This window comes from Candidatus Manganitrophaceae bacterium, assembly GCA_016200325.1.
Lineage (GTDB): Bacteria > Nitrospirota > Nitrospiria > SBBL01 > Manganitrophaceae > Manganitrophus.
This window is the reverse complement of sequence record JACQEZ010000016.1, coordinates 46,722-72,522: the sequence shown is the minus strand read 5'-3', so window position 1 is coordinate 72,522 and position 25,801 is coordinate 46,722. Positions and strand designations below refer to the sequence as shown.

Sequence of the window (25,801 nt, the reverse complement as noted above, 5' to 3'; positions counted from 1 at the left end):
TCATGGAGCCGCGCGACGCTTCCTTTCTGGACGAGGTCAAAATCGACTATATTACCACGCTCGATCAGACCGGTTTTAAGGTCGACAATCCGAAGGGGGTGATGCCGGCGCCCGCTCCTACGGAGGTCCCCGCCGATTTAGACAACCCGGAGGCGAAAGCGATCAAACACCTCCTCGACACGGAGATCAATCCATCGGTCGCCAGCCACGGCGGCGTGATCACCCTGGTCGGGGTGCGCGACCATGTCGCCTACCTCCGTCTCGGCGGCGGCTGCCACGGCTGCGGAAGCGCCGAGGTGACGTTGAAGCAGGGGGTGATCGTCGCCATCAAGAAAGCGGTCCCTGAGATCGTCGACGTGTTGGATGTCACCGATCATGCCGGCGGGAAGAATCCCTACTTCGCGGCACACAGATAATCATTTTTTAGAAAAAACCATTCGTCCATCATCCATCCCTGTCGCCGGTCAATGCCCTTCACCGGCGGCAGGGGACCCGCCTGCGCCGAAACAGTCCGTTTTCAGAACCCCCCCGTCTCAACGTAAAACGCTTCCCCTGCTCTCATCAACAGAGCCTTTTTTCTCTGTCCACTTTCCGTTTTTCCTTCTTCAGTCCCTTCATCTCCGACTGGCCTACTCCAAACTGAGGAGCGGTTCCCTCCCATCCGCTTATTGCAGTCCGGAGGCGATAAGATTGAGAGGGAACCGACCTTTTAAACAAATTTATTCCAGGAGGGAGCCATGGCAGAAAAAGGGGAAGCGAAGGTGACGATCGATCCCGAGGAGATCCGCCGGTGGGCCGAGGTGCGCGGGGGAAAGCCGAAAGAAAATAGGGACAAGAAAATAGGGACAGGACAAGAAAATAGGGACAAAGAAAATAGCAAAAATATAAAAAATAAATATAAAAAATAGGGACAGACACTATTTATTGACAAATCATTTTGGATGTTGTAATGATCTTGCATGCCAAGAATTGCCCGAATCGTTGTGCCCGGCCACGCTTACCACGTTACCCAAAGAGGGAATTATCGCCAGAAGATTTTTCGGAATGACGAAGATCGTTTAAAATACTTATCGTGGATTGGCGAATACAGCCGTAAGTATCGTCTATCGATATGGGCCTATTGTTTGATGGATAATCACGTTCATTTTATCGTCCAGCCGCAAAAAGAGGACTCATTAGCGAAGGTATTCAGCGTGGCGCATATGCGATATTCCCAATATTTCAATAAGGAGGGGAGCGCTTCTGGGCACTTATGGCAGGGGCGGTTTTACTCCTGTCTGCTCGATGAGCCGTATTTGATGGCGGCGATGAGATATGTTGAGAGGAATCCGGTGCGTGCCAAGATCGTCAAAAAGCCTTGGGGGTGGAAGTGGTCCAGCGCGGCGGCTCACATCGGCGGAACAGAGGGTCAAGAGTATGTCGTCGATCTTAAAGATTCACTCGGCATTTCCGCGAAGTCATGGAGGAAATATATCGGCTCGGAGGAGAACGCGGCGGATGTGGAAGCGATTCGAAGGAAAACGATGGTAGGGCGACCGCTCGGAGAAGAAGGATTTATTCGGAGGTTAAGCCAGAAACTCGGCCGAGCGATAACCGTTTTACCGAGGGGAAGGCCCAAGAAAACACTAAAATAGTGTCTGTCCCTATTTTTTTTCTATTTTCTTTCTATTTTCTTTCCTATTTTCTTTCCTTAATAGTCTTGACTCTCGGTTCTGGGGTTTTGTCTCTTCAAACAAGATCAAAGGAAAAGTATCGATGATCTACTGGTCATGGGATTCGGGCCTCGGGTCTGTTCGGTGGGATCGGGTCGGATATCCCGTATCGTAAAAGTGGGCATTTAAAAAAGGATTTGAGCGCTTCAGGTTAATGTCCTTCGCTTGAACCCTCATCAGAAAGAGATCCCCCTTCAGCCTTAAAAAAAGTCAGCTCCCATCGGTCCGCAGGGAGATCATTCCGAAGAATGTAAATGTTCCGATCCTCTGCGCGGACCTTAAAGTAGCGGTGATCGCGGCCGAACCACCGGTCGAGCACCTCCACCACCGCGATCCGCTGCGCGCCGAGGAAGAAGGCCCGCGGGACCTCATCGCCATACTTATCGACCTCAGATTCTACCGACAATTCCATTCACATGCCGTTCCGCCCACTTGAGATCAGGCGGCCTTCGTCGTCGCCGTCAGCATCGACCGTGCCTGAGCGGAGAGGAGATCCCGTCCAAAGCCGGGGATATTGTGGATCTCTTCCACATTGATAAACGGTCCATGCTGATTGCGGTAATCGATGATCATCTGCGCCCGCCGTTCATCGATACCGGGCACCTGCATCAGCGCCTCTTTATCGGCGGAGTTGACATCGATCATACCCGCCCCGCTCTTCCGATTCCGGACCTTGTACCGCCATGACACACCTCCTTTAGTTTATATTAATAGAATTGATGACCTGCCGAGATCAATTTCAAATGGAATACCGCCCGGCGGCTCTTAATAAACTTCTTCTTTCATCGAGGCTCTCCGCTTGCCGTGCAAAAGAGAAGGCGGTGAGGAGCAACACAGATCCGACGCAAGCGGCATGAAAGGTTATCGGATCCTTTACGGTAAGCCCTGCGAGGGACCGAGAGGAAGATGCCGGCGCAGCCAATCAACAACAAGAAGGTAGACCCTGTCCGCCGCTTCGTCGAGACCATGCCGGGCTCCTTTGATAATCTGGAGCGCCTTCGTCTCTCCGGCGCGACGACAGGTGTCGATCGAGCAGAAGGGGGGAAGAACCTCGTCGTCGCTGCCATGAATGAAGAGAATCGGACGGGGGGCGAGGTCGCCGACCCGGTCGGTCCCATCACTTTGCGTGGAGAGGGCGATGACGGTCGCCACCTCCGGCGCGACCGCCCCCGCCGTGAGGACCACCGCGCCGCCGAAGGAGTGGCCGACGAGTCCGATCCGGGAGAGGCCTTGCTGCGCCAATAACCGAATCCCGGCGAGAAGATCGTGGACCGACTCTTCCAGCTCGGTCGGATAACGAAAGGCGACCCGAAGCGTACTCACCTTCTCTTTTATTAATGCTTCACCCAAGCGGGGATAAAGGCCTCGGGCCGGCGTATCGAAATCTCCCCCGACGCCGCCGACGAGGACCACCCCGGCCGTCGGATGCGCGGCGTCATAAAGACGCATCGGCACCGCTCCCCGGGGGGTCTTCACCAACCATTTTCGGTAGTGATCCTCTCGACCTAAATCATCGATCTCTTTTATCTCCGGTTGAATAATTCGAGCTGCCATGCCGACCTGATCTCCTCCGCGCCGAGTCCTCTGCTCGGCGAACCACCCTCGACAGGGGACCGGTCAAAAGAAAAAGCATCCCCAACACTTCAATCATTTTAGAAGGTTTCCCGAATCGCTCGCAAGGCGGTCTGAACACCCCCTTGCTTCGCGCCACCCCGGCCTGTAAATGTAAGGTTTATTACAGTCGGCGAAGCCGGAAAGGAGATAAAATATTCGATATCGATTTGGGGAGGGCGGGAAGAGGATGCTCGTTTTGAGGCCCAAGATGATATCGGAGACGATGAATGAAAACGCGACGGGATTTTTTGAAGCTGAGCGCCTCGGTCGCAGGCGCGGCGGCGGGGTTGGCCATGAATGAAGGGGGCGGGGAGCCGACCCTGGTTGCGCAGACGCCGGTGTTTCAAACCCCGAAGTCGGTTCGCAAAGGGGAGATGCTTTATCGGACCCTTGGCCGGACCGGCGAGCAGGTTTCCGTGATCGGGCTCGGCGGATATCACATCGGCGATCCTGATGAACAGGAGGGGATCGGGATCATCCGCAAGGCGATCGACCATGGCGTCACCTTTATGGACAACTCGTGGGACTACCATGACGGTGGGAGTGAGGTCCGGATGGGAAAAGCGCTGCGCGACGGCTATCGAGAGCGGGTCTTCTTGATGACGAAGATCGACGGCCGGACGAAAGAGGCTGCCGCCAAACAATTGGACGAATCGCTCCAGCGGCTCCAGACCGATCGGATCGACCTGGTGCAGCACCATGAAATCATCCGGCTGGAAGATCCCGACCGGATCTTTGCCGAAGGGGGGGCGCAGGAGGCGTTGCTCGAGGCGCGCAAAGCGGGGAAGCTCCGCTACATCGGGTTCACCGGACACAAAGACCCGCTCGTCCATTTAAGGATGCTCGAGGTCGCGGAGAAACACAACACCCGGTTTGACACCGTCCAGATGCCTTTGAATGTGATGGATGCGCACTTCCGCAGTTTTCAAAACCGGGTGCTTCCGGTCTTAATCAAAAATCAGATCGGGGTGCTCGGGATGAAGTCGATGGGGGGAAAGATCATTCTGGAGAGCAAAGTGGCCACGCCGATGGAGTGCCTCCATTATGCGATGAACCTCCCGACCTCGGTTGTCATCACTGGGATCGACGGCATGCAGATTCTCGATCAGGCGCTGGAGGCGGTCCGGACGTTTCAACCGATGGCGCCGGCCGCGGTGAAAGCGCTGCTGCAGCGGACCGCCGCGGCCGCCGCTGAAGGACGATATGAGAAGTTCAAGACCACCCCGGTTTTCGACGCCACCGCGCAATATCCAGAGTGGCTCGGCTAAAGGTACGATGAAGCGTCCACTGGCAAATAAAACGGAGAGCGCCGCGGAGATCGAGAAACGCCGGGCGCGAGAGAAGAAAGCGGCCGAGATCGTCGCCGCTCTAAAGAAGCTCTATCCTCAGGCGAAGACGATCCTTCGCCACGCCAATCCCTGGGAGCTCTATGTCGCCGTGGCCCTCTCGGCTCAGACGACCGATAAAAAGGTGAATGAGGTGACCGATCGGCTCTTTCAGAAATACAAGACGCTCGATGACTATGTGAAGGCCGATCCGGAGGAATTCGACCGGGAGATCAAGTCGGTCAACTTCCACCCGATTAAAGCCAAGAGCATCCTGAAGGCGGCGAAAATGGTGAAGGAGGTCTTCGGCGGGGAGGTCCCTCGGACGATGGAGGCGCTTCGAAGCATTCCCTTCGTCGGGCGGAAGACCGCCAATGTCATTCAATCGCAGGCCTTTGGGATCAGCGAGGGGATCGCGGTCGACACCCATGTGAAGCGACTCTCGCGGCGCTGGGGACTGACCGACGAGACCGATCCCGACAAGATCGAGCGGGACCTGATGGCGATTCTGCCGAAGGAAGAGTGGCCTCATTTCAACGTCCGCGTCATCAATTATGGAAGAGACTATTGCCCCGCACGGCCCCACCGCCACGAGGCCTGTCCGTTAAGCCGGTTTGGTTAAGCCGCTCGTGAGGTCCTCCGGGCCGAGTCCCTGCAGCGTCTGTTATCGCCTGTTCTATCCGTGACCCACGGGGCGCGTTTTCCGATTTGCTTCTGTTGATCGGGGAGCGGCTCCGTTTTGATCGCTTTGATTCCTAAGAATAAGGGTGACTCAACGACCTGATTGACAAGGGGTCCGATTTGAATTTAACTTGGAATTAAAAAGGCATCCATTGGTGAGGAGTTCTCCATGAGTGATTCTGTTCGTGTCGTCTGCCCGCACTGCACCGCCATCAACCGGGTTCCATCCGAGCGGCTCAGCCAGGGGCCGCGCTGCGGACAATGTCATCAGCCGCTCTTTAGTGGCCATCCGGTTGAGCTCGACGAAGCGGGCTTCGATCGGCAGATCGCCCAGAACGATCTCCCGGTGGTGGTCGACTTCTGGGCTCCTTGGTGCAGGCCTTGCCTCATGATGGCGCCCGAATTCGAAAAGGCGGCGGCGATGCTCGAGCCGAATGCGCGCCTCGTCAAGGTGAATACGGAAAAAGAACAACGCCTCGCGGCGCGCTTCAACATTCTCAGCATCCCGACCGTCGCCCTTTTTCAGGGCGGCCGGGAGGTCGCGCGCCAACCGGGCGCGATGAACGCAGCGACCCTGGTGAAGTGGGTTGGCACCCACACCGGCGGTCAACGTCGCGCGGCCTGAGTTTCTCGGGAGCGGTGGGAAGCGCGACACCCCTCGGGAGGATTCCGATTCGGATCACCCGGCCGGGTGCCCAACCGCTTTCCTCCGCTGCGTGCAACCGACCTTGCCGGGCTGAACGGACCGGTCCCCCGCTTTTTTCTTCTCTCATTTGACGAATCATCAATCCTTGCTATATTTACTAGGACGCGACAGATCCTTTTTGAGGATCATGAATCGAGAAGAGATCGGTTCAAAGCCGATTTGTTTCCCGTCTTTGTCGGATGATCCTTAATGAGAGAAGGACCCATGAGATTTAGGATCTATACCAGCCTCACCGTGATGATCGGTCTGTTGTGGATCGCTTCTTTCGCCGGTGCGCAGAACACCGAGATGAATCCGGCCGTTCAAGCGGAGTTGGAGAAGGAGAAGACGACGATTGCGTTCTGGGCGTCCAATCCGGTCATCATCAAGGAGGTCCAACAGCAGAATAAGAAAGGACCGATCTCCGGCCTCGATAATGCCAAATGGAAAAACACCCCCCCTTCCGATCCGCTCATCAAAACGTTTCAGGAGAACCCGGCTGCACGGTTTCTGAAGAGCAAAATCGAAGCGAAAGATTCGATCTTCACCGAGGCCTTTTTGAGCGGATCGAATGGGGAGAAGGTGGCCTTTGTGGAGAAGACAACCTATTACCTCCACAAGGGGATGCCGAAGTTTGAAGTCCCTTTTAGAAAAGGGTCGGCTTGGCAAGGAAAACCGGAATACGATGAATCGAGCCAAACTTATTCAATTCAGATCTCCACGCCGGTCTTTTCTGAAGGTGTGCCGATCGGTGTTTTAGTCGCCGGGGTCAGGTTGAGCGCGTTAGAGAAATCAACCAAAAAACCGTGAGCGGCCGAGACCGTTGCCGCTGAGAAGCGCCAGGCCGGCCTCTCTCATTCCTTTTTCTTCTCAGTCTAAACTTTGTCACCGCCTTCCGGTATTACGTTTTTAATGGGTGCCTGCGCAGCGTCAACGCACGTGCGGGTCGAGGGTCCCCGTCCGAATCACTCCCCATTCGTAATAAGTGCCTCCCTTTCGATCCATTCCTCTTTACAAAAAAGAAACTCTTTGTTAGACTTCGCAGCTGTTACCGATGGGACATCGCGCATGCGAACCTCTTGGGCACACGCAGCGTCAACTTTTAAGGGACGTCTCCTCCCGCCGATAGAAAGCCGCCTGTCTACATGCTGGTCGAACCGAATGAGATCCTAACAAAGAGAAGCCCCCGACAACGGACCCGGCCTTGGTTCGAGGTCCGCACCTCTCCGATCCATGGATCGGGGGCGTTTGCCGTCCGGCCGATTCCAAAGGGGACGCGCCTCATCGAATATACCGGGGAGCGGATCACCCATGAAGCGGCCGACGCCCGCTATAACGATTACGAGATGGAGCGCCACCACACCTTTCTCTTCAGCGTCGACGACCAGACCGTCATCGACGCCACCCATGAAGGGAACGATGCCCGCTACTTCAATCACGCCTGCGACCCAAACTGCGAGTCGGTGAATGAGGACGGTCGGATCTTTATCGACGCGATTCGCGACATCGCCGCCGGCGAAGAGCTTTTCTTCGACTACGCCTATGAGCGCGACGGAGAAGAAGATGCGGAAGATGAGCGGCGTTATGCCTGCCATTGCGGCGCGGCCACCTGCCGTAAAACCATCTTGGCCCCCCTCACCGAAGAGACCGAGTCTTAAGCGACCCTAAAATCCAAATCCCTTTTTCTGATGAAAGCGCTCACCCGACGGAAGCGACCCGCCGTCGGCGCACTTTCTCGCCTTCCTCCTTCTCTTTCCGGAACGCATCCCTTCGCCTGGTTTTGATCTCCAGAAGGTGAGGCGCTTCTTGCCGTCTGTTTTCCAGATCGTTCTCATCCGTTAAAACGGTTCTATCTTCTGTGACATTTCTAACGGTCGGATAGAGGACCGTTCCTATTCACTCAACCTTATCAAAAGAGGAGCGGGCAATAACTCATCCGAGTAAGTAGGGAATGTTACCTTCATGCAACCGGAAAAATATTTATAATGGTGAGGAAGCGAGCGGACCGAAATCCATTCGAAAAAAGGAGATCTCAGATGGCACAGAAAATGGAGCAGATGAGCGAAGAAATGGAGCAATGCATTCTCAATTGCCTCGATTGTTATCGCATTTGTCTGGAGATGATCAATTATTGCCTGGAGCAGGGAGGCCTGTTTGCGGCGCCGGGGCCGATCCGGCGGCTGCTCGACTGCGCGGAGATCTGCCAGACCTCGGCCGGTTTTCTGATCCGGCATTCCGATCTCCATCCGAGAATCTGCGGAGCATGCGCCGAGGTGTGTGAGGCGTGTGCGGCGGAATGTGCGCAGTTCAGCGATGATGATCAAATGGCTGCCTGTGCCGATATCTGCCGGCGCTGTGCCGCATCGTGCCGTAAGATGGCGGAGGGCCACAAGCGGGCGGCGGCCTAGGCCGGTAAGATGACCTCGTGGGTAAGTAAGGAATGCTGCTCTGCGTGCGCCCTGTCGCCGCTTTTCAGAACCTCCTTATTCATAAGAGACCTTCCTGATGAAATGGAAGCCCCCTCCGCGGAGGGGAGCAGACACCCCTCCGCACGAGGGTCCATTGACCGATCAGCCCTCGATTCTGATTTGACGTGGCTTCGCCTCAGCCTCCTTCGGCAAGGTGATTAAGAAGACGCCGTTCTCGCGGTGGGCCGTGACGCCTCCCGCGCTGATATAAGGCGGGAGCGCGACCGTTTAACTCCCTTGGAGTGTCTTGAGCGTTTGATGGATCTCCCGGGCATGATCGGTCGGCTCAACGGCGGGGAAGAGTTTTCGGATGATTCCTTTCGGATCGATGATTACGCTGCTTCGGCGGGCGATGTCGCTCCCCATAAATCGGGTGAGGGTGCCGTACTGCTGGGTCACCTTAAATTGGTCGTCGGCGAGGATCTGAAAATTCAGATGGTGTTTGTCGGAAAATTTCTTATGAGACGCCACCGAATCGACGCTGACCCCGAGGATCGTCGCATTGAGGTGTTGGATGGCGACGATGTTATCCCGGAAAGAGCAGGCCTCTTTGGTGCAGCCGGGGGTGTCGTCTTTCGGATAAAAATAAAGGACGACCCATTGGCCCCGGAACGACGAGAGAGTGACCGGCTTTCCGTCCTGATCGGGGAGGGTGAAGTCGGGCGCCGGCGCTCCTTCTTTGACGGAGAACCCTTCTGCCCGGACCGGAACGGTTTGAGTGAGGTCGATGCCGGCTCCGAGAACCAAGAGAAAAAAGAGGCCGAGAAGCTGCTTCATAGAAGGTTCCTCCATCCGTTGTCGATCCACTCAGTATAGCGAACGGTTTGAAGAGAATCAACGTGAATGAAGGGTCTCTCCGGCCTGCCGGGATTCCAATTTCTTCAGTCTTTCCTGGCTGCCGTCCACTGACCGATCCGGAAGATCACGAACTCCGCCGGTTTCAGCGGCGCCACGCCGATTAAGATGAGGAGGCGGCCGTGGTCGAGATCGTCTTGGGTCATCGTCGTTCGGTCGCACCGGACGAAGTAGGCTGTCTCCGGTTTGTCGCCGAGAAGCGCACCCGACCGCCACTCATTCAGCAAGAAATCTTCGATCGTCCGCCGCACCGTGGCCCAGAGCGGCTCTCCATTCGGCTCGAAGACGGTCCATTGCGTTCCTTTGTCGATCGACTGTTCCAGATAGGTGAGATAGCGGCGGAGGTTCACATACTTCCACTCCGGATCGGCGCCGGCCGTCCGGGCGCCCCAGAGGCGGATCCCCCGTCCCTCAAAGAGGCGGAAGCAGTTGATCCCTTCCGGATTCAGCATCTCTTGTTGACGTGGGTCGACCATCGTCTCCAGTCCCACCGCCAGGCGGACCGCTTCGTCGGCGGGGGGGTGCGCGACGCCGCGGCTCAGGTCGCTTCGGGTATAAATCCCCGCGACGAAGCCGCTCGGCGGCAGTTGGCTCTCTTGTTGCGAGATCGGATCGCGAACGGTGATCCAGGGATAGTAGAAGGCGGCATGGGTGGAGTTGATCCGCCCCCGCATGGCACGGACTTCGGAAATCGTTTGCCCGTTGCCGGAGTCGAGAATTGCAAATCGGTACCGCATCCGCTCCGCGTGCCCGATCAGCGACGCCATGGTCGCGGCGGCGCTCTCCCCATACCCCTTTTCATATCCATCGGTGGCGCCGGGCGCCGCCACGAGGGAAATTTCTTCGATCTCTTCAAAAGCTTTCAGCCCGGTTTTGAAAGGGGGGTTCGGCTTGTCGACCCCCTCGTACTCCTGTGGCGAGGGTCGCCGTCCGTCATTGCCGCCCGAGAGGAGAAGATCCACCGAGCGATCCGCTTCGGTTGAATTCGGATCCTCCAGCGCGCGGAGCAAATTGCCGTTCACACGGGACATCGCCTGAAGGAGGCCGAGTCCATTTTTGACGTCGGTTCCGATCTGGACGACGATTGGAACAGGACGCGTCTCTGCAGCATCGGACGGCTTTGGACCGAAGCGCTTCGAGAACGAATCAAAGCGGCCGGCTGTCTTGTGCGCGGGATCGAGGGGAAGCCCTTCCCAACGCTGCGCGGCGCCGGTCGGGGAGGTGACCGAGGCCCTGAGGGTCACGACGCGGACCAGGTCCGAGAGCGCCGGGTCGGGATCGGGCGAGAGGCCGTTCAGCGCGATCATCCTCGGCGGGATCGCCGTGGTGTCTTTGAACCGCCATGTCCTTTTTTTCGCATGCCGATCGTAATACGATTCTGCCAGATAGAGGGCCCCACCCGCCGGGTCGCCGGTCGCGCCGGCGGCTTGTTTCAGCCAGACGACGTCTTGATCGACCAAGCCGTCGGCGGACGGGTCAGCGGGGGTTCCTTTCAAGAGATTTTCTCCGCTGCACAATGTCAGGCGGATCGCGCTGTTCCCGGCGGCGCCAGGGAAGCGGGCCCGGATCTGGATGGCGCTTCTTCCCCCGACGGACGGGAGACTGGCACGTGCATGGCCGTCGTCATATCGGCCGTCGGTCCGGCGCGCCGTCTGCGCGGAGTGAAAACGCGCCGGGGGATAGCTCCCCTTGATCGGCCGAAACAGCCGCGAGATGTAGAGCCGCTTCCCCCCTTCTTCAAAAAAGACACGCGCGGCTTGCCAAAGGTAATGCGGCATGACGCCGTCGGCCTCGAAGTGGAGCGGCGCCCCGCCGCCGTAAAGACGCTCGAAATCGGCCAGGCTGGTCAGGACGGTCGGCGGGCCGGTGACCGGTCCATCACCGGTCGGGCCGATGAAGCCGGTCGTATTAGTCCCAACCCCTTCAATCGGCTTCGGTCGCAGCCCTGTCTCTTCGACATAAATCCCTGGCGCGGCATATTCCGGCATTGCTCTCCTCCATATATCCGCATGGGCAGATCTTCGGAAGACCGGCCCGCTGCGAGAGGTCCGATGGGGCAGAATCGCCGAAGAAACCTTTGATTTGATCGAGTGATGGAAGTTAAATTACCCGATTCGGTTTTCAAAATCCAGTCCCGATCTATTCATTTTCTTTGATGATGATGGAAGGCCTTTCTGTGGGGTTGGGTTTTGGGGGTAATCGGGGTCACATTTTATCGTCCAGGGGATAAAAGAGAAACAAGGCCGTTGGGTGGATGTTTTACGGATCGGCCTGAGGGTCGTGGGGTGAGGATAGAGGTTCAGATTTGATTTTGGTATTTTTATCGATTAGACTCTCAGCCATAAAGGCCGTCGAGGGACTTGCGTTTCAGGGTGAAGGTCCGTTGCATCGGGGTGCGCCAATGCCGTTTTCGATCGAGTGTAAAATATGCTGAGTGGGGCGCCCCAAGCCCTCTTTCATCTCTCCGGTTTTTTGCCGGGCGTTCTTCTCGCCGGTTTCTGGTATTTGTTTCTCCATCGCTCCCGCACGTCGATGTGGCGAATCGCGCTGCTGGCCCTTCCGGGGACCTTCGTCCATGAATTGATGCACTTCATCTTCGGACTTTTCTTATTGGCGAAGCCGGCCGGTTTCTCGGTCTGGCCGCGACATTCCGGGAAAGGGTGGACGCTCGGGTCTGTCTCGTTTCAAAGGATCGGTCTGCTTAACGGCGCGTTTGTTGCGCTTGCCCCGCTTCTTCTCTTCCCGCTCGCCTGGCTCTGCTTGATCCGCTTCGCCGTTCCCTTTTGGGTCCAACACCGATGGGGGTGGTGGTTGGTCGCCGGCTATGGGACCGCCACGATGTTATTCGCCGCCTTGCCTTCTTGTCAGGACATCAGGCTCGGCAGCCGCTCGCTCGTTTTCTACGGCGTGATCGGCGGGCTTGGATGGTGGGGGCTCTCGGCGTGGCGGGCCTGGTTGCACTGAAGGTCTCTGATCGCTGGAAAGGATGGGCGCAATCGACCGCCCGATGCGACGCGACCCGCCTATATTTCGCCGAGGCCCGTTCTTAGGAGCCGAGATGTTTTTTCAGAATTTCATTTTCGGCAATTTTGGGGTTCGTTCCCCCATACTGCTTTGCTTTCTTAAATTCCCCGGTCGCTTCCGGATGTTTTCCCATCCCATCATAGGCGAGTCCCAGGTTAAAATGGGCCTCCGCGAAATCGCCCTTGGCCGTGATGGCATCATTAAAATGCTTGGAAGCGACATCATAATGCCCCTGGAAGAGATGGTCGACCCCTTCATCGTTTTTGGCCAACGCCTCCTTGTTGCTCATGTCATAGGGGGAGTTCAGGGCCGGTATTTGGGCAACGGCGCTCCCTCCTTGTCCACTGGAGCAGGCTGTCAACACCACGATCATCGTCATCAACAAAAATCCTGTCATCTTCATCTGCGCTCTCCTTCGTGAAGCCCTTTTCGGAAAGATCTCATCCGTCGGAAAATCGATCATCGTTCGGTTCGGCCTTTATTGATTTGAAACTTGAAGCGGTGGAACGCGCTCTGGACCTCAGACCAAGCCTCTTCTGCGCCCCATTTAAAGATCTCCCACACGTCTGCGCCGACGATCTTCATCGCATGGAATGTTCCTGCTCGGGCGAGTGGAGTTTGAGGGTTGGATGCGCCCCAACCGGCTTGGCGTTTTTCTTCGCTCTCTTTTCGTTTCTCCATTTCGGAGACTCCTTTTAAAACGGGTCGGCTCCGCCTAATCGCGGTTGTCTCCCCCGACCAGCAACACGATGCCGCCGGCCAATGCAAGAACGCCCACCAGCGGCGGCAGGGGAAACGTTTTTTTCTTCTCGGTTGTCACTTGGATGGGGCCGATATCGGCCACCTTCTCTCGGGTCGTAAAGGTGAGGCCTTGATATGCAAAGGCGGCTACCCCAACCGTGATAAGAATGATTGCGAGCCCTTTCCGTGTTCCCATGTTTCTAGATCCTTATCTCATTCGATGGGGTGAAGGCGTTCCGCCGGTGACGGCCCCTCGGCGTGGCTTCCGGGGAGATCTTCCCTCTTCGAGGGGCGATTTAAGCCTTCGGGTATTGTGGATCGATCGCCGCGACGACCTTCTCGACCCGATCGGACGGTTCTTCTATTTTAATCACTGCAGGCGTTTTTGGTTTGGCGCCTCCCAGCATCGTTCCAATCTTCTGGTAGAGATATCGGACAGAGAGGAAGAGGAGAATCCAGACCGGCCAGAGGAGGAAAAGCAAGATTAAAAAATATTGAAAGAGCTCTTTTGTCGGCATGATCATCACGGACCTCCTGTTTGTGTGCCGGAAGATGAAGAAGGAGGGAATTATACTGAGGACGATCTGCCGGGGTCGATCAGTCTGAATTTGAAAAGGCAGCCTTCTGATCTGGCTTTTCACGCCGGCCGATTCCCCTTGCTACATTATGACGATGAAACCGATTCCGTTCCGGTCAAAATTGCTCAGTTTTTGAAAATAATGGTTTTTGCGTCCCGCCCACCTTTCAGGACCGTTCAGCCCCAGCCAGCGATGTTGTTATACAGAATTCAATAGGAAATGTCTTTAGGGTTGCGGTGGGAAAAAAATTCCAGTTGTTTCGTTCGAGTTTATAATTTAGAATGCACAGACTGAATAATTCGCCGAGTCGATTTCGCATTCATAATTAGGATGATCAAATAAGATGAATCTCCTGGAACGTATCGCCGAAGAATTGAGTGTCCGCACCCCGCAGGTCGAGGCGGCCGTCCGTTTGCTGGACGAAGGGTCGACCGTGCCGTTCATCGCCCGTTATCGAAAAGAGGTGACGGGGGGGTTGGACGACACCCAGCTGCGCACCCTCGAAGAGCGCCTGATCTACATGCGCGAGCTCGAAGAGCGGCGTGCAACGATCTTAAAGAGCATTGAGGAGCAGGGGAAGCTGACCCCCGAGCTAAACGGGGCGATTCTCGGCGCAGAGACCAAGACCCGGCTCGAAGATCTCTACGCTCCCTATATGCCGAAGCGCCGTACCAAGGCGCAGATCGCGCGGGAGGCGGGGCTGGAGCCGCTGGTCGATATATTGCTGAAAGATCCGACGGTCGACCCGGAGGCTGCGGCGGCCGGCCATGTCAACGCGGAAAAAGGGTTTGACGATGCGGCGGCGGTCTTAGAAGGGGCGCGCTCTATTTTTATGGAACGTGCCTCGGAAGAGGCCGATCTTGTCGGGGCGCTCCGCGACCTGATGTGGGAAAAGGGAATCTTGGTCTCGACCGTGGCTCCGGAGAAAGAGAAGGAAGGGGCGAAGTTCTCCGATTACTTCCAGTTTTCGGAGCCGATCAAACAGCTTCCTTCTCACCGAGCGCTGGCGCTTTTCCGCGGCCGCGCCGAGGGGATCTTGCGCCTCGTCCTTCAGCTCCCAGGCCAGGATGACCTGCAGGGCTCGACCGCCTTCGGCGTCTGTGATGCGATGATCGCCAAGCGATTCGCCGTTCATGATCAATCGCGTCCGGCCGACCGGTGGTTGATCGACTCCGTCCGCTGGGCCTGGCGCATTAAGATCAAACTACAGCTCGATACCGAACTCTTCCTCCGTCTGCGGGAGGGAGCGGAGGAAGAGGCGATTCGAGTCTTCGGCGAAAATTTGCGCGATCTCCTTCTCGCGGCGCCCGCCGGTTCCCGCCCAACGATGGGGCTCGATCCGGGGCTCCGGACCGGGGTCAAGGTCGCCGTGGTCAGCGCCACCGGAAAGGTGGTCGACCACACCACCATCTTCCCTCACGCTCCAAAAAACCAATGGGAAGAATCGCTTTCCGTCTTGGCCGGTCTGGCCCGCAAGCATCAGGTCGAATTGATCAGCATCGGAAATGGGACCGCCTCGCGCGAGACCGACAAGCTGGCGAAAGAGCTGATCAAGCGCCACCCGGAGCTGACGTTGACGAGCCTGGTGGTGAGCGAGGCGGGGGCGTCTGTCTATTCCGCCTCGGCGGTGGCAGCCAAGGAATTTCCCGACCTCGACGTCACCTTCCGCGGGGCGGTGTCGATCGCGCGCCGCCTGCAAGACCCCCTCGCCGAGCTGGTGAAGATCGAGCCGAAGGCGATCGGCGTCGGCCAATACCAGCACGACGTCAATCAGCTCCGCCTGACCCGCAAGCTGGGGGCGGTCGTGGAAGATTGCGTCAATACGGTCGGCGTCGATGTCAACACCGCCTCCGCGCCGCTGCTGTCGCGGGTGGCCGGACTGAGCGATTCGACCGCGGCCAACATCGTCACCTTTCGCGAGGCGCAGGGGGCTTTCCGCCACCGGCGGCAGCTGCTGGAGGTTCCCCGGCTGGGGCCGAAGGCCTTCGAGCAGAGCGCCGGGTTTCTCCGGATCATGAACGGAGAGAACCCGCTCGATGCCTCCGCCGTTCACCCGGAAGCTTACCCGGTGGTAGAGCGAATCCTCGGCGCCACCGGCCGCGCGCTGCGCGAGCTGATCGGCGACAAGCCGTTCTTATCGTCGCTGGCGGTGCAGGAATTTATCGATGAGAAGTTCGGTGAAATGACGGTGCGGGATATTCTCCGCGAGCTTGAAAAGCCGGGCCGCGACCCCCGCCCCGAATTCAAGACCGCTGCCTTCCGAGAAGGGGTCGAGACGCCGGCCGATCTGGTTCCCGGGAGCGTTTTGGAAGGGGTGGTGACCAACGTCACCAACTTCGGCGCCTTCGTCGATATCGGCGTCCATCAGGATGGACTGGTGCATGTCTCGGCGCTCTCGGAGCGCTTTGTGAAGGATCCGCGCGAAGTGGTCAAGGCGGGCGATGTGGTAAAGGTGAAGGTGTTGCAGGTCGATCTGGAGCGAAAGCGGATCTCCCTCACGCTTCGCCTAAACGACGGGGCCGCTCCCGTGCGGGCCGAAGAAAAGAGCGCCAAGCGCGCCGGAGAGAAAACGGAGGCGAAGCGCCGGCCCCCCGCCAAGAACCAGAGCCCGGCGCCGATGACGACGATGGCGGAGGCCTTTGCACGGCTTAAAGAGCGGAAGTCTTAAACTTCCTTGTCGGATTGATGCGGGAATAGCTCAGTGGTAGAGTGTCGCCTTTCCAAGGCGAAGACGGATGTTCAAGTCATCCTTCCCGCTCCACTCTTTTTACGGTTTTCCTGAATCGATCAGTTGAAGGAGCGCTCCTCCAATCGAGAGATCAGGGGCTGTCGCCGGCTCACCCCGTTGCTCTCATATTGCGTCATACTTCCCAGCAAGGATCCCTCGGTTTTCCTGATCGGGCAGCTTGGAATCACCTCACAGTAACCCAACTCATATTTTCGGACCCTCGTCCCGTTTGACAGAATATCGATCGCCCCGAGCCGATAAGCGGTGGCGACCGCAAAATCAGCGGTGTACCTTGTCTGCACATCGGGCCGGCCGTTTCGAAAGAAAAGAATGGCATTCGACTGGTAATCGATCCGGTTGATATAAATCTCACCGAGCGATTCGCTCTGATTCTTATAATAGGAATAGGTGATCGTGTCGTGATGGGTGTCGGTGACCGCGTCGAGCATCCACCGAAACGTTCCCAGCGGTCCTTCCTGCCGGGAAGCGGCGGTCCGGCCGAAGAAGGACAGGGTGCCGCTCCGGTCGGTGGCCTCCCACCCGCCATTCAGGTAACGGAGGTGAATCAGCGCTCCTTCACCCCATAGCAGCCCCGGCAGAGATCCTCTCGATGAATGATCTCCGAGGAAACGCCTCCCATATTTAAGACGAAGCAAGGGGTCGGACTGGTGAGGGGATCACAGGTGTAGTCCACCCCGTCTTGGGTGCGCCGCATGATATTCCCGATCGGGAGATCCCAGCCGGCGCCGAGAAAACCGTTCCCTGCAGAAGGATTATAGATCAGGGAGAGCTGCGGGGTGAGGCCATTTCGGCCGGGAGGGATCTCAATCGGGATCGAACCGCTCCAGGGAGCGGCGCTTTTCCCAATGGACCCCTTGTCTTCCATGGGAGGCGAGTGCTGGCCCTGGGCCGAAGGGGCTAAAACGATTAAACCAATGAGCACGATCCAGCCGTTCCATCCAGACCGTCGCAACAGCTGCATCTGCCGATCCTTTCTGGTTCTTCTGCTTCTGTGAGAGCGCCTTTCCCTCACGCCTGTCTAAAACTTTTTGCTGTATCGGCTTCAAGGTAGTATTACTTAGAGCAATAACAAATTGGCTTTCACCGAGTCAAGAAAAATGTTAAAGAAGTATTCCGATAGAGCGTATGGAACGCGACCGCTTCGTCATCGCAGTCGACTGTCGGAAAAAACAGATGACAATTTAATGGTCGATATTTTATAATCCTGCAACGCTATATCAGTAATGACCTATTTTGAAAAGCGGGGAGGGAGGGGATAGGCGTTGTTCCAGCGGATGGGAGTGAAATTGAAGAATAGACATGAACGAAAAGCGTCCTCCCGGAGCGATACGGCCCGGAGCGATACGAAAGGAAGGATGGATCCCTTACTTCGGGTTGTCCTTCGCGGGGGGATTCTCTCTGCCTTTCTGACAATTTTTTCTCTCTCCTTTGCCTCGGCTCAAGAAGCAGGACACTTCGTCGAACCGCAGCGCCCGCTCACCGAATTAAGCTTGGAAGAGTTGATGAATGTCGAGGTCGTGACCTATTCGAAACGGCCCGAGAAATGGTTTGATACCCCCGCCGCCATCTATGTGATCACGCAAGAAGACCTCCGTCGCTCCGGGGTGACCAATATCCCAGACGCCCTCCGGCTCGCGCCGGGTGTCGAGGTGGCACGGATCGATTCAAACCGCTGGGCGGTGGGGATTCGAGGATTTACCAGTCAGCTCTCCCGAGATCTCCTGGTCCTCATTGATGGGAGGAGTGTCTACTCGCCGCTCTATGCCGGTGTTTTCTGGGAGGTCCAAGATCTTCTGCTGGAGGATATCGACCGAATCGAGGTCATCCGGGGGCCGGGGGGCACCGTTTGGGGCGCCAATGCGGTCAATGGGGTCATTAATATTATCACGAAGAATTCCAGGGAGACCCCAGGAGGCCTCGCCACGCTCGGCGGGGGAACGCAAGAGCGGGGTTTCGGCGCTGCTCGCTATGGCGGTGCCGTCGGCGACCATCTTCATTACCGCGTGTATGGAAAATACTTCAACCGCGATGGCGCGTTTCATCCCAACGGAGATGAGTGGGATGATGGGTCGATGGGACAGGGAGGGTTTCGGGCCGACTTAGATCTTCCGAATCACAGCCTCGTCACCCTCCAGGGGGATCTCTACAATGGAAGGGCGGGGAAGAAAGAGGCCTTTGCCCTTTATCAACCCCCTTTCTCTCGGACGGTGGAAAAAGAGGCCGATCTATCGGGGGGGAATCTCCTCTTCCGATGGAGTCAGGCGCAAAGCGAGCAGTCCGACTGGACGTTGAAGGTCTATTACGACCGGACGAACCGCAAGGAGCCGATTTTTCGAGAAGACCGCGATACGGTCGATTTTGATTTCCAACACCGAATTCGTTTTTTTACCGCCCAAGAGCTCATGTGGGGAGTCGGCTACCGCGTCACCTCGGGCGATGTCCATGGGGTGCCGACGGTTGTCTTTGACCCTCCCCGCCGCACCGACGTCCTCTACACCGCTTTCCTCCAATACCGGGTGACGCTGATCCCGGACCGGCTCGATCTGACACTGGGATCGAAATTCGAGCACAATGACTATAGCGGTTTTGAGGTGCAACCGAGCGGCCGGCTCCTCTGGAAGCCGACCCCCAAACAGGCCGTCTGGACCGCCGTCACCCGGGCGGTGCGCACTCCGTCTCGCTTGGACCAAGATCTACAGGCGGCCGTTCTGCTCGATCCGACGACCCCCACCTTTTTACGTCTGGTCGGTACAAAGTCCTTTGAACCGGAGGAGGTCCTTGCTTATGAGGTGGGGTACCGCATCCAGCCGCTTCCCCGCTTCTCATTCGACATCACGCCATTTTATAATCAGTACTCCAACCTCTCCAGCTTAGAGCCGCATCCCCCTTTTATCGAATCAACCCCTCCCGATCCGACCCGGGTGATCGTTCCCCTTCTGATCGGGAACCGGATCGAGGGCCGGACCTACGGCGTCGAGTTTATGACCGACTGGCAGGTGCAGGAGTGGTGGCGGGTCAACCTCTTCTATTCCCTTCTCCGGATCGATCTCACCCCGGAATCGGGCAGCCTGGATCGGACGACCGAGAAAGGAACGGAGGGGACGAGCCCCCACCATCAGGTCGGGGTGCGATCGCTGATGGAATTGCCGGAAAATCTGGAGCTGGACTGGTTTTTGCGGTATGTCGATAAACTGCCGAGCCAGCGGGTCAAATCCTACTATAATCTCGATCTCCGCCTTGGGTGGCATCCGACGAAAAAAGTCGAGTTGGCCCTCGTCGGCCAGAATCTGCTCGACTCGCACCATCCGGAGTTCGGCGCCGGCAACAATGGGATCATCGAAAGCACCGAGGTGGAACGAAGTGTCTATGGAAAGGTGACCTTTCGATGGGATTGAGAAACAGATCGTTCCTCCCCCTTTTGATCTTCTTGATTTGGGTTCAGACCCTCGTTTCCGTCGAAGCGCAGTCGATACCGCCGTCGGAGTACCAAGTCAAAGCCGCTTTTTTATATAACTTCGCCAAATTTGTTGAGTGGCCTACGGAGACGCTTAATGGGGGCGAGCCGTTCGTCATCGGAATTCTCGGCCGAGATCCATTCAACGGCTTTATCGATGAGGCGATCTCAGGAAAGAGCGTTCGGGATCGTCCCATTGTCGTAAAGAGGTTCTCTAAAATTGAAGAGGCCGCCGGCGCACAGATTCTCTTTATCAGCGGCTCGGAGGGGGAAAAGGTCGGCCGCCTGTTGAAGCATCTGGACCGGACTCCGATTCTCACCGTCAGTGATCTCAAACGGTTTGCCGAACAGGGAGGGATGATCCAACTGGTCATGGATGAGAATCGCGTTCGATTTGCGGTGAATCTCACCGCCGTCGAGCGGACCGGCTTGAAACCGAGCTCGCAATTATTAAGATTGGCTCGGATTGTTCCAGAGGGCGGCTCAAACAAACGCATTCCTTCTGAAGCGGTCTATGCCGGTCTCTCCGACGATCATCGGTGGAAAATGCCGTATGAGAGTGAGCGCCGAGAGGCGCCGTCGCATTTAAAAAGGAAGGTCTTCTCCGGCGCGAACCGATAGGGAAGATAGACTCTCAAGGTCAAGCTTTCTTATCTATCCATTCTAATGATCCGTGCTAAAGCCGCTCCCCTCGCACGCGAACAGGGGCTTGCGCTCGGCGCCTCTGAATACCGGATCAAGCCGCTCAACCTCAAAGAAATTATCGGAAAAGTAAAAGCGCACCTTCCTGCTTGAAGCCGTTGGATCAAGATCCTTCCGAATTCGTTATCCGATTTTTTTTGGAAAGATCAGGGGAGCCTCCCTCTACTTTCTCTTCAAGGCGTTTGATGAAGGCATAGAGCTTCGGTTTCTCCTGTTCCATATGATCAAAGCGGATGCCGACGGAGCGGCGCGTCCCGTCGTGGATCGGGGTCACCCAGACCACCTCTCCGGAGATCGAATCACTCAAGGCTTCATCGGCATCGGTCAGATGAAGCTCGATGACGACGATTTCTCCCTTTTGGTATTCTTCTTCACAATTGTATATTCCGACGCCATGGGTGGAGATATCCCGGATCGAAACCAACCGTTTCGAATCGAGGCCTTGCGGCGTCAGGCGAGCGATGGAAACAAGCGGAATTCGAACGTGTTCTCTTCTCTCATCCATGGGGGAATCCTCCGCTCAAAAAATACCAGAGATCTCTCCCCCGTCAATAAAGAATGTCGACTACGGGGGAAGAAGGATTGTGCATCAATGATTTCCCTCCCTCCCTTCTCAGGGCCAAGACCCCGCAAATTGACATCTTTGATATACTGAATGGATCTATTGAATGCCTCCGACGGTGTCATCGTTTGAATGTCTTCGAGGGGTCAGCGTTCTTATCCTGTTCAAGCCCCGATGATCGTTTGAGCGTGCCGGTACCGACGGCGAAAAAAGGTCTGAAGGAAAGCGAGATGGATTTTATCGGTCAAAAAAGACTGAAGCGTGGATTGAGATTTAAATTTGTCCTTATGCTCAGCCTCCTCTTTATCCTCATCGGATCGATCCTCGGCGTCATCCTGCTGAAAACGATTCAGAGGCATTTTGAAGATCAATTTCAGAAACGGGGCCTGGTGATTGCAGAGAACATCGCGGCCCTTTCAATCTTCAGCATCGCCACCGAAGACAACACAATGCTGTTGCCGATGCTCAAAAAGATCTCTCGCGCCGAGGGGATTGAGTATGTGATCGTCTTAAACAACGACGGGAAGGTCATCGCGCACACCGAGGTGGCGCAAATTGGGAAGGTGTTGAGCGACCCGCTCACCGGACAGGCGCTGAGAACAGGCGAGGCGACCGTGTTCCCCTATTCTCACGACGGGGGAGAATATTATGATGTCATCGCTCCTTCCGAGGTCTCGACCGAAAAAGGGGAACCGCCGACGACCAAAAGGGTCGGGGTGATTCGGCTGGGGATCTCTTTAAAAACCCTCCAGAAGGATCTCGTGAAGTTTTCCCTGATCATCCTCTCGGTCTTGACCGCATTGATGTGCGGCGGGATTCTGGTCTCGTTGATTTTCGTCGGCATCATTATCACCCCGTTGGAGCGGATGACCGAGGCGGCCACCCAAATCGCAGAGGGAGATTTCAGTCAGCTCCTCACCGCCTCCTCCCAAGATGAGGTGGGGGTCCTGGCGCATGCGTTCTCGCAAATGTCGTCCGGTTTAAAAGGGATGATTAAAAAGATTCAAGACGCCTCGCTCCTGATCACCAAAATGTCGGAGCAACTCTTTGCCAATACCCAAAAAGTCAGGGAAGGGGCGATGCATCAGGCCGATGCGGTGGTAAATACCTCTTCTTCGATCGGGGAGATGAATGCGTCGGTCAAAAACATTTCCGAAAATATCGACGGCCTCTCTGCGCTGGCCGAAACGACCTCTTCTTCGGTCATTCAGATGAGCGCCTCGGTCGGCCATGTCGCCGTCAACACCGTGCATCTGGCCTCCTCGGTGGAGGAGATGGCATCGTCGTTGGCGCAGGTGTCGCGCTCCATCAATGAGGTGGTCGACCATGTCGGCTCGCTCTCCTCTAATGCGCAACAGACAACCGCTTCCATTAACGAAATGGATGCGTCGATCAAAGAGGTGGAGAAGCACGCCCGGGAATCGGCTTTTTTGACCGGGAAGGTCAGCCAGGATGCGGCGGAGCTGGGGGTCGGGGCGATCGAGAAGACGATTGCGGGGATGGAGAGAATCAAAGAGACGGTCGAGAAATCATCGAACGTGATCGACCAGTTGGACGAGCGGGCGGAACACATCGGAAAAATCTTAACGGTCATCAATGAAGTGACCCGTCAAACGAATTTGTTGGCGTTGAATGCGGCCATCCTGGCGGCCCAGGCCGGCGAGCAGGGAAAGGGCTTCAGCGTGGTGGCGGATGAAATCAAGAATCTGGCCGACCGGACCGGAGCGTCAACCCAGGAAATCGCCCAGCTCGTTCGAGATGTCCAATCGGAGGCGAAAGACGCCGTGGTCTCCATCCGAGAAGGCTCCCACAGCGTGGAGGAGGGGATGCGGCTCTCCATCGACGCGCGGACCTCGCTGAGCCAGATCCTGGAGAGCTCGAAGCGCTCGTGCGAAATGTCGCGTCAGATCGAAAATGCGACGGTCGCACAAGTGCGGGAGACGCACCATGTGACCCAGCTGATGGAGAAAATGAATCTCATGATCCTCCAGATCACCACCGCCATGCAGACGCAGAAAAAAGGGCTTGAAGAGATTACGGAGGCCTCCGATCGGATGAAGGATATCATGCAGGAGGTCAAGGTCTCGACGGAGGAGCAGGCGAAAGGAAGCATGCAGATCAGCGAAGCGGTGGAAAATGTGACGAGCCGCTTTCAGCAGATCGCGTATTCGATGGAGGAGCAGAAACGGGGAAGCGATATTATTATGAAATCGATTGTCGAGATCAACCAGATCACTCAGGTCAGCGCAGAAATGGTTCAACAGATGAATCAGGTGGTGGAAGGGCTGGTCGATCAGGCGAATGTACTCAAAGGGGAGGTCAACCGATTTAAGATCTGATCAAAACCGATCGCTCGATCGGATGCTTCACAGCCTTGTCCCGCTTATTTTAGACACCTTTCTGAAGACGCAATTTCCAACTGTGCCCGATTCATCCTACTTCCCTCATTAAAGATCCCCATTCCAGACCTCCTGAACCGAAGCCGGCCTCGGTTCGATCGTGATTAAAAAGAAGGCAAGGAGATGTTGAAAAAGCAATGAAGATCCCGTCATACTGTAGATAAAGACGGCGTCCGGTCTTCCTGTTGAATCTTCAACGGATCTCAGATCATCTTTAAATCGGGAGGGGTGATGAAACGGTTGGCGCTCGCAGGGCTGATTCTCCTTTTTGCCGCCTGTGCTCACAATGTGACGATCCCCCCGGCCGGGAATGATGCGGCGCCGACGATCCTCATCAACGCTTTCATCGTCCAGCAGCCGAGCGGATACAGCGGCGATGTCGAACCGGGCAAAGAGAACGTGGGGACGACCACTTCGGTCGGTGTGACCGAAGGGGCGCGGGTGATGTTCAGTGGAAGTGCGAAAAACCCGGGCGGGGTGCAGCAGTTCAGCGTCACGGTCAAGCAGGCCGACAAAGTCCTCTCTCAGGTGACGGCGACCGGCGCGCCCGATTCCAGCGGCAACGTCCCCGATCAACTCAGCATCGTGGGGAGCAACGGCGCCGGGGGACCGGGCAGTCAATCGATTGAGGTGACGATGTCGGCGCCGGTCATCGTGACGGCGACCGCCGCCAACTTTCACGCGATGAGCCAGACGATTACCATCACCTATAATCCGGTGCCGAGCAGCGTGATTATCGGCGGAGGCGGTGGCGGGCCGGGTGGAGGGGGTCCGACGACCGCCTCGCTTTTCCTCACCGTCGATCATCTGTTGGGACCGTTTCAGACCCAGACCTTTCCGCCTGATTTCTGCCGGGCGACCTTGACCTGGACCGTCACCCCGCTGACCCTCACCGGAACGACCGGCCTCACCACCCCGTTTAAGAATACGGTCATGGCGAACCCGGCCCCCTCCGCCACGTACGATGCGCCCTCCGGGTTGTATACGGCGCATTGTCCTTATGGACAGATGGTGGGAAATCTCCGCACCGGGACCTGGAATGCCGCGGTGAGCGCCGACGGCGCCGGCGGGAGCTGGCAGGCGCAGTGTCAGGTGACCGCCTCTCCCGGAATGAATGTGCGGCGGTTTCTGTGGGGCCAGCCGGGCTGCCAATGAGCCCCGAGACAAAGGGGTCGGGGTCGATCAGGTAACGGGAGGGGAAACTCCGGGGCGGCATGACCGAGAAACGCGAGAAACGATTGATTAAAGGAGGTTGCCTGTCAGACTATTGCGACGGTCTGCAAGGGTCCCTGATCCCCATTTTCGATCTGCGCGATTTACAGGAGTATCTCGTCGGCTACCGCCTGGAGCTTTCACTGAGGCCCCATTTCGGTGCACCGATCGCAGGGGCGGTTTATTATAGCAGCGATCCAAGACCTTACCTGACCCAAACCAGCCACTGCTGTTATCGTGTTTCAGATTCGACCGATCTGCTATTGGGCCGTTTCAAAGTAGCCCCCCACGCTCCGTTCCATCTTCCTATTGAACCGTATCGGACCGGGAATATCAAAGCCCTCCTCGATCTCGGAAGTAAAAACGACACCGGCGGGGGGACCTACCGGATCCGTATTCCGGTTCGAGAGGGAGTCGAATAACCCCTTAGACAAACGAATCCCGGAGGTGCGGCGCCGGACGCCGCGTTGATCCTCAGATCAACCTCCGGGATTCGTTTGTATGACTATTTATTGATGCTTGTTATACCTGCTTGGAGAGGAGAATTTTTTCCCCTTCCTTGAAGGTGACCTGGATTTTGTCCCAGGACAGGCGTTCCGTCACGACCCCCAAACCAAATTTGAGATGATCGATGACATCCTTCTCCTTAAATGATCCGGTCATGCTGTAGGGAAGTTTCTTTTTTGCGGCGGACAATTGGATCATCTTCTCCCAGGTCTCGTCCGCTTTTGCTTTCTTCGACTTCTTCGGGGTGGCATCGCGCGGGATGCTCGGATCAATATAGCGGTGGAACCCGCCGCAGGTTCTGCATTGAACCTTCGCGATTTTTTCATCGGCCACGGCAGCAATAATATGCTCTAGAGCCAGTTTACATTTGGTGCAGAAAGAGGTAATTTCCCCTCCCACTTTATATGACTGCTGTATGCTCATAAGCTCCTTTCGGTAAGAGTCTCTCTATTTTACACCTTTTGGAGGAGAAGTACCATTCCCAATGTTAAGAAATATGCAAAAGATTTCGCAATTAATGGATATTTCAATAA

At 56.5% G+C, this 25,801-nt stretch carries 29 protein-coding genes and 1 tRNA gene; 17 read left to right on the top strand and 13 right to left on the bottom strand.

Translation table 11 applies throughout. The features are described from left to right. Positions 1–2: 2 nt before the first annotated feature. From HY282_13250 to HY282_13240, 3 genes are all read left to right on the top strand, one after another. Complete coding sequence (locus HY282_13250) at positions 3–416, top strand: NifU family protein (protein MBI3804717.1); 414 nt, start codon at positions 3–5, stop codon at positions 414–416. 321 nt (positions 417–737) lie between these two features. Continuing rightward, positions 738–908: a hypothetical protein gene (locus HY282_13245; GenBank protein MBI3804716.1), complete on the top strand. Its 171-nt coding sequence runs from the start codon at positions 738–740 to the stop codon at positions 906–908. Positions 909–959: 51 nt separating this feature from the next. Beyond that, positions 960–1,634 (top strand): transposase, encoded by a 675-nt coding sequence (locus tag HY282_13240; protein MBI3804715.1) that lies wholly within the window; start codon positions 960–962, stop codon positions 1,632–1,634. 229 nt (positions 1,635–1,863) lie between these two features. Here the strand turns inward: HY282_13240 and HY282_13235 are convergent, their stop codons facing one another. From HY282_13235 to HY282_13225, 3 genes are all read right to left on the bottom strand, one after another. Next, positions 1,864–2,124 carry a hypothetical protein gene (locus tag HY282_13235; GenBank protein MBI3804714.1) on the bottom strand — a complete coding sequence of 87 codons (261 nt, stop codon included), beginning with the start codon at positions 2,122–2,124 and terminating at the stop codon, positions 1,864–1,866. A 26-nt stretch (positions 2,125–2,150) separates the two neighbouring features. Next, a complete protein-coding gene (locus HY282_13230) occupies positions 2,151–2,357 on the bottom strand; it encodes a helix-hairpin-helix domain-containing protein (GenBank protein MBI3804713.1) in 207 nt (68 codons plus the stop codon). 228 nt (positions 2,358–2,585) lie between these two features. Next, the gene (locus tag HY282_13225) at positions 2,586–3,266 is read right to left on the bottom strand and encodes a dienelactone hydrolase family protein (GenBank protein MBI3804712.1); all 681 of its coding nucleotides are present in this window, start codon (positions 3,264–3,266) and stop codon (positions 2,586–2,588) included. Positions 3,267–3,553: 287 nt separating this feature from the next. Between HY282_13225 and HY282_13220 the strand changes: the two genes are divergently transcribed. From HY282_13220 to HY282_13195, 6 genes are all read left to right on the top strand, one after another. Next, positions 3,554–4,594 (top strand): aldo/keto reductase, encoded by a 1,041-nt coding sequence (locus HY282_13220; GenBank protein MBI3804711.1) that lies wholly within the window; start codon positions 3,554–3,556, stop codon positions 4,592–4,594. A 7-nt stretch (positions 4,595–4,601) separates the two neighbouring features. Then, positions 4,602–5,273: an endonuclease III gene (gene nth, locus HY282_13215; protein MBI3804710.1), complete on the top strand. Its 672-nt coding sequence runs from the start codon at positions 4,602–4,604 to the stop codon at positions 5,271–5,273. Positions 5,274–5,501: 228 nt separating this feature from the next. After that, on the top strand, positions 5,502–5,957 hold the full coding sequence (trxC, locus tag HY282_13210; GenBank protein MBI3804709.1) for a thioredoxin TrxC: 456 nt from the start codon (positions 5,502–5,504) through the stop codon (positions 5,955–5,957). 285 nt (positions 5,958–6,242) lie between these two features. Next, positions 6,243–6,827: a hypothetical protein gene (locus HY282_13205; protein ID MBI3804708.1), complete on the top strand. Its 585-nt coding sequence runs from the start codon at positions 6,243–6,245 to the stop codon at positions 6,825–6,827. Positions 6,828–7,162: 335 nt separating this feature from the next. Then, positions 7,163–7,675 (top strand): SET domain-containing protein-lysine N-methyltransferase, encoded by a 513-nt coding sequence (locus HY282_13200; GenBank protein MBI3804707.1) that lies wholly within the window; start codon positions 7,163–7,165, stop codon positions 7,673–7,675. A 378-nt stretch (positions 7,676–8,053) separates the two neighbouring features. Beyond that, positions 8,054–8,425: a four-helix bundle copper-binding protein gene (locus HY282_13195; protein MBI3804706.1), complete on the top strand. Its 372-nt coding sequence runs from the start codon at positions 8,054–8,056 to the stop codon at positions 8,423–8,425. Positions 8,426–8,713: 288 nt separating this feature from the next. On the opposite strand, the gene HY282_13190 is transcribed toward HY282_13195, so the two are convergent. Further along, positions 8,714–9,262 carry a peroxiredoxin gene (locus HY282_13190; protein MBI3804705.1) on the bottom strand — a complete coding sequence of 183 codons (549 nt, stop codon included), beginning with the start codon at positions 9,260–9,262 and terminating at the stop codon, positions 8,714–8,716. A gap of 104 nt (positions 9,263–9,366) precedes the next feature. After that, positions 9,367–11,328, bottom strand: coding sequence for a phage tail sheath subtilisin-like domain-containing protein (locus tag HY282_13185; protein MBI3804704.1), 1,962 nt, complete (start codon positions 11,326–11,328; stop codon positions 9,367–9,369). Between the two features lie 439 nt (positions 11,329–11,767). Between HY282_13185 and HY282_13180 the strand changes: the two genes are divergently transcribed. Next, entirely contained in the window at positions 11,768–12,304 is a 537-nt protein-coding gene (locus HY282_13180; GenBank protein ID MBI3804703.1) for a hypothetical protein, read from the top strand. Between the two features lie 82 nt (positions 12,305–12,386). Here the strand turns inward: HY282_13180 and HY282_13175 are convergent, their stop codons facing one another. The 4 genes from HY282_13175 to HY282_13160 form a co-directional block, all read right to left on the bottom strand. Beyond that, positions 12,387–12,767: a hypothetical protein gene (locus HY282_13175; GenBank protein MBI3804702.1), complete on the bottom strand. Its 381-nt coding sequence runs from the start codon at positions 12,765–12,767 to the stop codon at positions 12,387–12,389. 56 nt (positions 12,768–12,823) lie between these two features. Continuing rightward, positions 12,824–13,045, bottom strand: a complete 222-nt coding sequence (locus tag HY282_13170; protein ID MBI3804701.1) for a hypothetical protein — start codon at positions 13,043–13,045, stop codon at positions 12,824–12,826. 34 nt (positions 13,046–13,079) lie between these two features. Beyond that, the gene (locus tag HY282_13165; protein ID MBI3804700.1) at positions 13,080–13,301 is read right to left on the bottom strand and encodes a DUF3185 domain-containing protein; all 222 of its coding nucleotides are present in this window, start codon (positions 13,299–13,301) and stop codon (positions 13,080–13,082) included. A gap of 100 nt (positions 13,302–13,401) precedes the next feature. Further along, positions 13,402–13,629 carry a hypothetical protein gene (locus HY282_13160; protein MBI3804699.1) on the bottom strand — a complete coding sequence of 76 codons (228 nt, stop codon included), beginning with the start codon at positions 13,627–13,629 and terminating at the stop codon, positions 13,402–13,404. Positions 13,630–14,026: 397 nt separating this feature from the next. Here HY282_13160 and HY282_13155 point away from each other — a divergent pair, with 397 nt between their 5' ends. Then, positions 14,027–16,351, top strand: coding sequence for an RNA-binding transcriptional accessory protein (locus tag HY282_13155; protein MBI3804698.1), 2,325 nt, complete (start codon positions 14,027–14,029; stop codon positions 16,349–16,351). Between the two features lie 19 nt (positions 16,352–16,370). Further along, positions 16,371–16,444: transfer RNA gene (locus HY282_13150), tRNA-Gly, on the top strand. Positions 16,445–16,470: 26 nt separating this feature from the next. On the opposite strand, the gene HY282_13145 is transcribed toward HY282_13150, so the two are convergent. Together HY282_13145 and HY282_13140 are read right to left on the bottom strand one after the other, a co-directional pair. After that, positions 16,471–17,067 (bottom strand): hypothetical protein, encoded by a 597-nt coding sequence (locus tag HY282_13145; protein ID MBI3804697.1) that lies wholly within the window; start codon positions 17,065–17,067, stop codon positions 16,471–16,473. Beyond that, positions 16,977–17,393 (bottom strand): hypothetical protein, encoded by a 417-nt coding sequence (locus tag HY282_13140; GenBank protein ID MBI3804696.1) that lies wholly within the window; start codon positions 17,391–17,393, stop codon positions 16,977–16,979. The genes HY282_13145 and HY282_13140 overlap by 91 nt, the downstream gene beginning before the upstream one ends. Before the next feature lie 394 nt (positions 17,394–17,787). On the opposite strand from HY282_13140, the gene HY282_13135 reads away from it, so the two are divergent. Together HY282_13135 and HY282_13130 are read left to right on the top strand one after the other, a co-directional pair. Then, positions 17,788–19,827, top strand: coding sequence for a TonB-dependent receptor (locus HY282_13135; GenBank protein MBI3804695.1), 2,040 nt, complete (start codon positions 17,788–17,790; stop codon positions 19,825–19,827). Then, positions 19,818–20,507, top strand: a complete 690-nt coding sequence (locus HY282_13130) for a YfiR family protein (protein MBI3804694.1) — start codon at positions 19,818–19,820, stop codon at positions 20,505–20,507. Before HY282_13135 ends, HY282_13130 begins: the two co-directional genes overlap by 10 nt. A gap of 184 nt (positions 20,508–20,691) precedes the next feature. Here HY282_13130 and HY282_13125 read toward each other — a convergent pair whose 3' ends face one another. Then, complete coding sequence (locus HY282_13125; GenBank protein ID MBI3804693.1) at positions 20,692–21,093, bottom strand: PilZ domain-containing protein; 402 nt, start codon at positions 21,091–21,093, stop codon at positions 20,692–20,694. 287 nt (positions 21,094–21,380) lie between these two features. On the opposite strand from HY282_13125, the gene HY282_13120 reads away from it, so the two are divergent. The 3 genes from HY282_13120 (at position 21,381) to HY282_13110 (ending at position 25,183) form a co-directional block, all read left to right on the top strand. Beyond that, on the top strand, positions 21,381–23,489 hold the full coding sequence (locus HY282_13120) for a HAMP domain-containing protein (protein ID MBI3804692.1): 2,109 nt from the start codon (positions 21,381–21,383) through the stop codon (positions 23,487–23,489). A gap of 291 nt (positions 23,490–23,780) precedes the next feature. Next, the gene (locus HY282_13115) at positions 23,781–24,704 is read left to right on the top strand and encodes a hypothetical protein (protein MBI3804691.1); all 924 of its coding nucleotides are present in this window, start codon (positions 23,781–23,783) and stop codon (positions 24,702–24,704) included. Positions 24,705–24,763: 59 nt separating this feature from the next. Further along, positions 24,764–25,183 (top strand): hypothetical protein, encoded by a 420-nt coding sequence (locus HY282_13110; GenBank protein MBI3804690.1) that lies wholly within the window; start codon positions 24,764–24,766, stop codon positions 25,181–25,183. Positions 25,184–25,283: 100 nt separating this feature from the next. Here the strand turns inward: HY282_13110 and HY282_13105 are convergent, their stop codons facing one another. After that, positions 25,284–25,691 (bottom strand): hypothetical protein, encoded by a 408-nt coding sequence (locus HY282_13105; protein MBI3804689.1) that lies wholly within the window; start codon positions 25,689–25,691, stop codon positions 25,284–25,286. Between the last annotated feature and the right edge of the window lie 110 nt (positions 25,692–25,801).